The 6,772-nt window shown below is 62.2% G+C and carries 7 protein-coding genes and 1 pseudogene; 2 read left to right on the forward strand and 6 right to left on the reverse strand.

The annotated features are described in order from the left end of the window. Positions 1 to 13 precede the first annotated feature (13 nt). Positions 14 to 1,288: a DUF6538 domain-containing protein gene (locus OCH239_RS18300; RefSeq protein ID WP_037265977.1), complete on the forward strand. Its 1,275-nt coding sequence runs from the start codon at positions 14 to 16 to the stop codon at positions 1,286 to 1,288. Here the strand turns inward: OCH239_RS18300 and OCH239_RS18305 are convergent. The 5 genes and pseudogenes from OCH239_RS18305 to OCH239_RS18325 all read right to left on the reverse strand — a co-directional run. Further along, positions 1,270 to 1,539: a hypothetical protein gene (locus OCH239_RS18305; protein WP_037265980.1), complete on the reverse strand. Its 270-nt coding sequence runs from the start codon at positions 1,537 to 1,539 to the stop codon at positions 1,270 to 1,272. The genes OCH239_RS18300 and OCH239_RS18305 overlap by 19 nt on opposite strands. Positions 1,540 to 1,789: 250 nt before the next feature. Then, positions 1,790 to 3,574, reverse strand: a complete 1,785-nt coding sequence (locus OCH239_RS22895; protein ID WP_157577952.1) for a hypothetical protein — start codon at positions 3,572 to 3,574, stop codon at positions 1,790 to 1,792. Continuing rightward, on the reverse strand, positions 3,571 to 3,930 hold the full coding sequence (locus OCH239_RS18315) for a plasmid mobilization protein (RefSeq protein ID WP_037265984.1): 360 nt from the start codon (positions 3,928 to 3,930) through the stop codon (positions 3,571 to 3,573). The genes OCH239_RS22895 and OCH239_RS18315 overlap by 4 nt, the downstream gene beginning before the upstream one ends. A gap of 235 nt (positions 3,931 to 4,165) precedes the next feature. After that, positions 4,166 to 4,783, reverse strand: coding sequence for a hypothetical protein (locus OCH239_RS18320; protein ID WP_037265986.1), 618 nt, complete (start codon positions 4,781 to 4,783; stop codon positions 4,166 to 4,168). Positions 4,784 to 4,884: 101 nt separating this feature from the next. After that, a pseudogene (locus OCH239_RS18325) lies at positions 4,885 to 5,469 on the reverse strand (AAA family ATPase); the annotation flags it as partial. 56 nt (positions 5,470 to 5,525) lie between these two features. Here OCH239_RS18325 and istB point away from each other — a divergent pair. After that, positions 5,526 to 6,320 carry an IS21-like element helper ATPase IstB gene (gene istB / locus OCH239_RS18330; RefSeq protein ID WP_037265989.1) on the forward strand — a complete coding sequence of 265 codons (795 nt, stop codon included), beginning with the start codon at positions 5,526 to 5,528 and terminating at the stop codon, positions 6,318 to 6,320. A gap of 15 nt (positions 6,321 to 6,335) precedes the next feature. Here the strand turns inward: istB and OCH239_RS18335 are convergent, their stop codons facing one another. Next, entirely contained in the window at positions 6,336 to 6,614 is a 279-nt protein-coding gene (locus tag OCH239_RS18335) for a hypothetical protein (protein ID WP_051489603.1), read from the reverse strand. Positions 6,615 to 6,772 lie beyond the last annotated feature (158 nt).

The following is a 6,772-nucleotide window of genomic DNA, read 5'->3' on the forward strand; positions in this document are numbered from 1 at the left end:
GAACGGAAGCATCATGAACATCATGAAGCGCGGGAAAGTGTGGAATCTGCGGCGCCGCGTGCCGAAACGCTACGCGCCCGTAGAAGAACGCAGCGAAATCTGGATCAGCCTTCATACGGACTCGGAGCGCGCAGCGCGCGAGAAGGCCCCGGGCGTCTGGGAGGAGCAGATCGCGGTGTGGGAGGCCAAGCTGGCAGGAAACGACACGACGGCTTCACGTCACGTCGATGCGATGCGCGATATCGCTGCCGCGAAAGGGCTACGTTACATGCCGATGGACAAGGTGGTCGACCTGCCGCTCGAGGCGCTTCTGAGCCGGATAGAGGCCATTGGCACGAAGGGACATCGTCCTGATCCCGTAGAGGCAGCCGCGGTGCTCGGCACGGCAAAGCACTCCATGATGACGGTCACGCAAGCTCTCGAGACCTATTGGTCGCTCGCCAAGGACAAGACATACGGGAAGAGCGCCGATCAGATCCGCCGCTGGGCGAACCCCCGCAAAAAAGCCGTGAGGATCTTCGTGACGGTCGTAGGGGACAAGCCTATCGACGAAATCACCGCCGATGACATGCTGGACATGAGGACGGCCCTGCAGGACCGCATTGAGGCGGACGCGATCAAGCCCCAGAGCGCAAACAAGGACCTGATTCATCTCGGGGATGTCCTGAAGACGGTCAATAGTATGAAGCGGCTCGGCCTCGTCCTTCCGCTCGGTGGCCTTACCTTCAGGGAGGCCGAACAAGAGGAACGGCCGTCGTTTTCGGATGCATGGATTCGCGATCGCATTCTAAAGGACGGGGCTCTCTCCCAGCTTGATCCGGAAGCCCGCGCCATTCTCTTGGGAATGATCAATACCGGTTACCGGCCGAGCGAAGCCGCCTGCGCACTTCCAGGGCAATTCCGCCTGAATGCGGACGTGCCACACCTGATGGTCCAACCCCGTATCGACAGGCAAATTAAGAATAAGAACTCGAAACGGTTGCTGCCTCTGGTTGGCGTAAGCTTGCAGGCCCTCCGAGATTTTCCTGAGGGTTTTCCACGCTACCGAGATGATAATTCGACCTTGTCGTCTACAATCAACCGATATCTTCGAGGGCATGGGTTGATGGAGAGCGATAGGCACGTCATGTATTCCTTACGCCACAGCTTCGAAGACCGCTTGCTACGGGCCGGTATCGATGACCGCATTCGGAGCGACTTGATGGGTCACACCTCGCATCGGCAAAAGTATGGCGACGGCGGCGGGCTCGAATTCAAAGCGAAAGCTCTTCAGAAAATCGCATTCTGACTCATGCCTTTGACCATAGCCTTCGCCCGCGCCGATGCCGACTGCCTCTCTTTCGCAGCCTCAAGTTCGGTCTCCAGCCTTACGAAGATTTCGAGATACGCATCGTCGGACTCCACGAGCATGGCCGCACGCGTCAAAGCCTGCTCGATCCGCGCAACCTGAAGATCGGTCGTGCAGGTGCGGCGCGGCTTCGGATAGGCGCTCCGGGCACGATCGTCAGCGTTGCACTTTGGGCGGCTCGATACGGTCAAAACAAGCGTCTTCGTTCGCGCAGGCGCGTCTACCCACGCGGGCGGTGATGATGGCCCGGTCGCCCGGGAGTGAAGTGTAAGCCGGAAAATCACGCGCCATCGCCTGAGGCGGTTGAAGCGTCGATCCTCGTTCCCGATCAGACCGAGAACCAATTTTGCCGTCTTGCATTCAAGCAGATACGCGCAAAAGTTTCCCGCTTAAGGGATTATCCACATTTCTTCCGAGACAGACGAAATTCATGGGCCGGGTTTAGAGATCGAAATCCGGCGTGTGGCTGTCATCTTCCCGGTCGGCATCGCAAATTCGACGCGCGTTCGCCGCTTCGGAAAGCTGTTTCCGGACGTTCTCACACCATTCAGGGCCAGGCTCATCGCCCCTGAGAGACAGGATGATGACCTCGTGGTCATGGGCTACGCGAATACACTCTTGCCCATTCCGATTAACGCCGAATGTCGTGAACCGCGAACCACCGAAAATCTCGAAAACCAGTTGTCGCGTTACCGCGAGCCATTCGGCTCGCGAGCCGGCGGCAGGCCGAGCATCTCGATCATATGGTCGATCCTCGAAGCCATCTCTGCCTGGGACGCCGCGTGCCGGGCGAGCGCTTCCGTCATGCGTCGTTCCACGGCCTCCAAGTCGTCCAGTGTCGCCGCCCCTGCCAACCTCGGTGCCGCCTCTCCCATCAAGCGGGACGCGCTGCTCATCGCGCGCTCGAGGCGGGAGAGCTGCTCGATGATGTCGTCGAGCCGGTCCGCCAGCGATCCGTCCGTCCGGCGCTCGAGGAGCGTCTCGAGGAGTTCGATCAGGCGTTCCATGCGGCTGCTGACGGGATTTGCGTCGGGTGAGGTCATTGCAGGTAGTCTCCAGAGTAAATGCGCAGTTTTTTAGGGAAGCCGTCGAAAGTGCGGTGAACGCACGGGCCGAAACGAGGTTGGACAGGGTGATCACGAGCCGGTTGATCAGGCGTCCGAGCAGAAAACGCCGCGCGCCGCCAGACGCCATCAGCGGCGTCGGGCCGTCGAGTAGCTCTGCGGGATCCGATCGGATAACGACTGGCCAAGGCTCGCTCCCCAGGCGGCGATTGAACTCCGCCCGGCGTCTATGCGCTTCGGCAAGCTTCGCTGGAGCCGCGGCGATCTCTTCCTGACGTGCTACCATGGCATCGAAAGGATCGGTTGCGTCCTCCACACCGTCACCGAGCGCGGCGCCGCCGATAGTAACTCGACGACCCCGCCCGTCGATCGGCCCGCATGTGATGTCGGCGCGCGACTGGCTCGTGACCGCCCAGCAGTAGGCGACCAAGCCCGCGTCGACATGCGCGACGATCTCGTCGCGCGTGGCGAGACCCGCCGCGGTCGCCTGGCGGCAGAGGGACCATGCCCGGTAGCGCGGATCGCTTTGATCAACCCCGACCCGCTCACCGCGCTCGGCCTGACGCATCAATTCGGCAGCCTCCTTGGCCATCCACCCTGGTGGCGTGACATGTCGCCGTCGCATCGGACAACGGGGGTCCGCCCAGCCGTAGGTGGCGTTGACGACATCCGTGTAGGCGTCCCACTCGTCGCGGCTCGCGCGCCCGGGCGGATGCGGGTTGATGCTCCGTAGCCGCTCACCGGGAAGTCCGACGGCACGAGGCAGGAGCACATTGACCTCGAGCCGTCCCAGATGCGTGTGCGTCGATGCGAGAACCGGCGGTCGCGCGGCGCCCGGCACGCCGGCATAGGCCATCTCGACCAGCAGTCGCAGAGCTCCACTCACGGCTCGAGGTTCGGAACCAACGCCTGCATTGAATGCCCGGACGTCGAGCTCATCCGCGCTGAAGCTCAAGACGCACGACCTGTAGCGAGACCGGAAAGGCAGAGCGTCGATATACGAACCGATGAGAGATGGAAAGCCGAGCAGAATTTCGGGTGCGGGATCCCGGTCGGTGAGCACCGATCGACCATTGATCTGTTTCCGCACGCGCGTGTCCAAGAAATAACCGATCACGCCAGAGGCCGGTCCGCTCTGATATTTGGCCCACGTCAAAATCATCGACCACTAGTCCGTCCGACACCGCCAGCCGCGACAGCGGCGGCGATGTCGTCGAGCCGTTCGGCGACACGGTCGAGGGCATCCCCGATAGGGAGGTGGTCGAGTGCGGGCTCGCATCCTGCGATGCTGTCCGAGATTTCCGAGAGGGCTTGGTAAGACGCCGTCAAGACGCGGATAGCATCGATCTCGATACGGTGCGACGTGTATTCCGAGCGTGCAAGAGCAGCGTCGACGAGATACGCCGAGATCGAGAGCCCGGCCGTCTCGGCCTTTTCGCGCACGATTTGCCATTCCATTTCGGTCGCGTGAATCCTTCGCGGCCTCGTTTCGCTTTCGCGGTTGCGGCGATGTCCCATTCGCTTTCTCCTGTCTTACGGGTCCGCTCGAGGGGCCTCGCTCCAGAGCGACAGATCCCGATCACGTCTCATCGGATTATCGGAACAAGATGACCTCGCAGGCGAGCTCTGCGTAGCGAGGCGATCTCCGCTGCCGCGCTCCCGAACGAAGATGCGAGAAGCGAATTCTTCAGATTTTCGAGCTCCTTAAAGAATCCGATGAGCCTGCCCAGCGATGGCATGGGCCAGTGCCGGATCATTCGCTAATTTTGCGATCCGGCCGCACGCGCGAGGGCACTCCATAAAGTATTTCGCGGGAAGTGGGCGGGCCAAAGAGGCCACACAATGCAATGGAGTGAGGTGCTCGGTGGCGCCGAACTCGGCTAGGGCGTCGGGCCGCGCGCCTGCGGCACCCGGGCGGAACGATGTGCTCGGCTACCCTCGCGCACGCCTTGCCGGCCTCGACACCCTTGCTCAAGCTATCGAGAATACCGTCGACGGACCGCAACTGTTCCTGCATCACGCGCCGCCGTCCGACCTCGCGTTCCAAGCACTGACGCTCTGCCGTCTCGAGCGCCTCAATCACCCTGCGGCGGATATCCTCAAGGACAAGCAGAGGCTCTTCGGTGGCATTAAGCTCGGCATGGATCCCAGCCACGATCGCGGCCTCCAGCTCCTGTGCCGTTGCGGTCCCCGGCCGCCGCTCAACATCGATCTTAACCGACCGCGAGATGCGGGCCAGCCGATCGTTGCCGGCCGCCCCCCCAAGGACCTCGCGGACCTGGTGGTAAGTGGGCCACTCACCATGCTGGTCGCGGAATGCAAGGATCGCCGTGCGGATTTCGGCGTCGGTCTTCGTGGGCGTCTTGGGCATAAATTTTCACTCCTCTGTTGGACAGTGACGAGGTATGCGCCAAGATTTCTCACGGAAGCGCGGCGGCGAGGTTATCCACATATCCTTTGCAGAGACCGTTCTCAGCATCGACAATTGATGATCAACGCATCTCGTTGATGCGGCTTGGCCTCCTCGTGGCGCGCGTAGATGCGCCGCGAGATTTCGCGGTAGATCCCGGTGCCGGTAACCTTCTCCAGGAGTGCGGCGCGCTCGGGCGTGTTGGCGCGCAGGAAGGCGTCGAAATCGCCCTGCGCCAGCAGGACGGTGCGGCGGAATTCCTCGTAGGCGAGCCCGGTGATCTCCGTCACGCGGTCACGCACGGCGTTGATCTGGCTTTCGATGAGCGTGTCGTCATCGACCCGGATCAGGGCCCGCTCGACGTTCTGCAGCCGCCCCTCGGCCTTGCCGCGGGCGCGCCGCGCGGTCCAGCTGGCGCGGTAGGTCAGCCCGTCGGGCGCACGGAACGTGACTTCGGCGAAGCCCTGAGCGGCGCCCCGGCGCAGGATGGCGCGCGGATCGCTCGACTTGATGAACTCGCCGGCGATGTCGGGCACGTCGTCGTTCACGCCCTGGCTCGAGAGCCGCGGGCAGCTGCCGTAGAACGCAAGGCACAGTGCATCGAGGATCGTCGACTTGCCGGCGCCAGTCTTGCCGGTGATCGCGAAGAGCCCCGCCGATTGACATTATGACAACCTGCGCGCTTCCAGCACTGGAGGTCGCCATGCGTCATGATCCCGCCAGCGGCGCCGTCGTCGTCATGCTCCGCAGCATGAGGATGTATGGCATGGCCCAAGCGGTCACCGATCTCATCGAACAGGGCGCGCCGGCGTTCGAAGCCGCCGTGCCGATGCTGACGCAGCTGCTGAAGGCGGAAGTGGCCGAACGGGAAGTTCGATCCATCGCCTATCACATGAAGGCTGCACGCTTCCCGGCCTACAAGGACTTGGCTGGCTATGACTTCGCGGCGGCGGAGGTCAACGAGGCGACGGTCCGCCAGTTGCATCGCTGCGAGTTCATTGATGGCGCGCAGAACGTCGTGCTCATCGGTGGGCCTGGCACCGGCAAGACCCATATCGAGACAGCTCTCGGAATCCAGGCGATCGAGCATCACCGCCGCAAGGTGCGCTTCTTCTCGACGATCGAGCTGGTCAATACGCTCGAGCAGGAGAAGGCCAAGGGCAAGGCGGGCCAGACCGCGGAGAACCTGACTCGCCTCGACCTCGTGATCCTCGACGAACTGGGCTACCTGCCATTCAGCGCGTCAGGCGGTGCGCTGCTCTTCCATCTCTTGAGCAAGCTTTACGAGCGCACCAGCGTCGTGATCACCACCAACCTAAGCTTCAGCGAGTGGGCGAGCGTCTTCGGAGACGCCAAGATGACCACCGCGCTGCTCGACCGCCTCACCCACCGCTGCCACATCCTGGAGACCGGAAACGACAGCTTCCGCTTCAAGGCCAGCACCGCCGCGGCCACTCGCAAAAGGAAGGACACCACGCATGCATTGACCCAGACGTGACCTCTTCCGCATAACTTAAAGGTGGGTCACTTCTCGATGGAAAACCCGGGTCACTTCCGCGTGGAAATCAACAGACGTGTTCAATTCGATGCGCATGCGCTGACCGGCATTGGCGGTCAGGAAATACTCTATGGAGTTATACCCGGCGATCGTGTCGCTGTAGCTTGCCCCGGACGTTCCGGCCGCGAATCGGACGTCCACCCGTCGCACTTCGTCTTGCGCGAGGGCCGGAGGGCTAATGAAGGCGCAGCCCGCGATCGCGATCGCCGCTATCGTTCGGATGAGATTTCGCATCTTCGTTCTCCCGCGCCATGCCACCTCTCCCATAAGAGTTCGGGGACAGGAGTTTTGTGAACAGTTGGACTGGCAGGCGCTCGGGTGGCACCAACAATGGTCCGAGACCGATCGGATAGTGATTCTCTATGGATCAGGTAGTGTCCCGGGAAATGGTG

It is taken from the genome of Roseivivax halodurans JCM 10272, from assembly GCF_000521785.1.
Taxonomy (GTDB): Bacteria; Pseudomonadota; Alphaproteobacteria; order Rhodobacterales; family Rhodobacteraceae; genus Roseivivax; species Roseivivax halodurans.

What these genes read in the sequence shown, in the direction of transcription:
- OCH239_RS18300 (WP_037265977.1), top strand. Translation starts at nt 14, where the DNA reads ATGAACATCATGAAGCGCGGGAAAGTGTGGAATCTGCGGCGCCGCGTG.
- OCH239_RS22895 (WP_157577952.1), bottom strand. Translation starts at nt 3,574, where the DNA reads ATGATTTTGACGTGGGCCAAATATCAGAGCGGACCGGCCTCTGGCGTG.
- OCH239_RS18315 (WP_037265984.1), bottom strand. Translation starts at nt 3,930, where the DNA reads ATGGGACATCGCCGCAACCGCGAAAGCGAAACGAGGCCGCGAAGGATT.
- OCH239_RS18320 (WP_037265986.1), bottom strand. Translation starts at nt 4,783, where the DNA reads ATGCCCAAGACGCCCACGAAGACCGACGCCGAAATCCGCACGGCGATC.
- istB (WP_037265989.1), top strand. Translation starts at nt 5,526, where the DNA reads ATGCGTCATGATCCCGCCAGCGGCGCCGTCGTCGTCATGCTCCGCAGC.
- OCH239_RS18335 (WP_051489603.1), bottom strand. Translation starts at nt 6,614, where the DNA reads ATGCGAAATCTCATCCGAACGATAGCGGCGATCGCGATCGCGGGCTGC.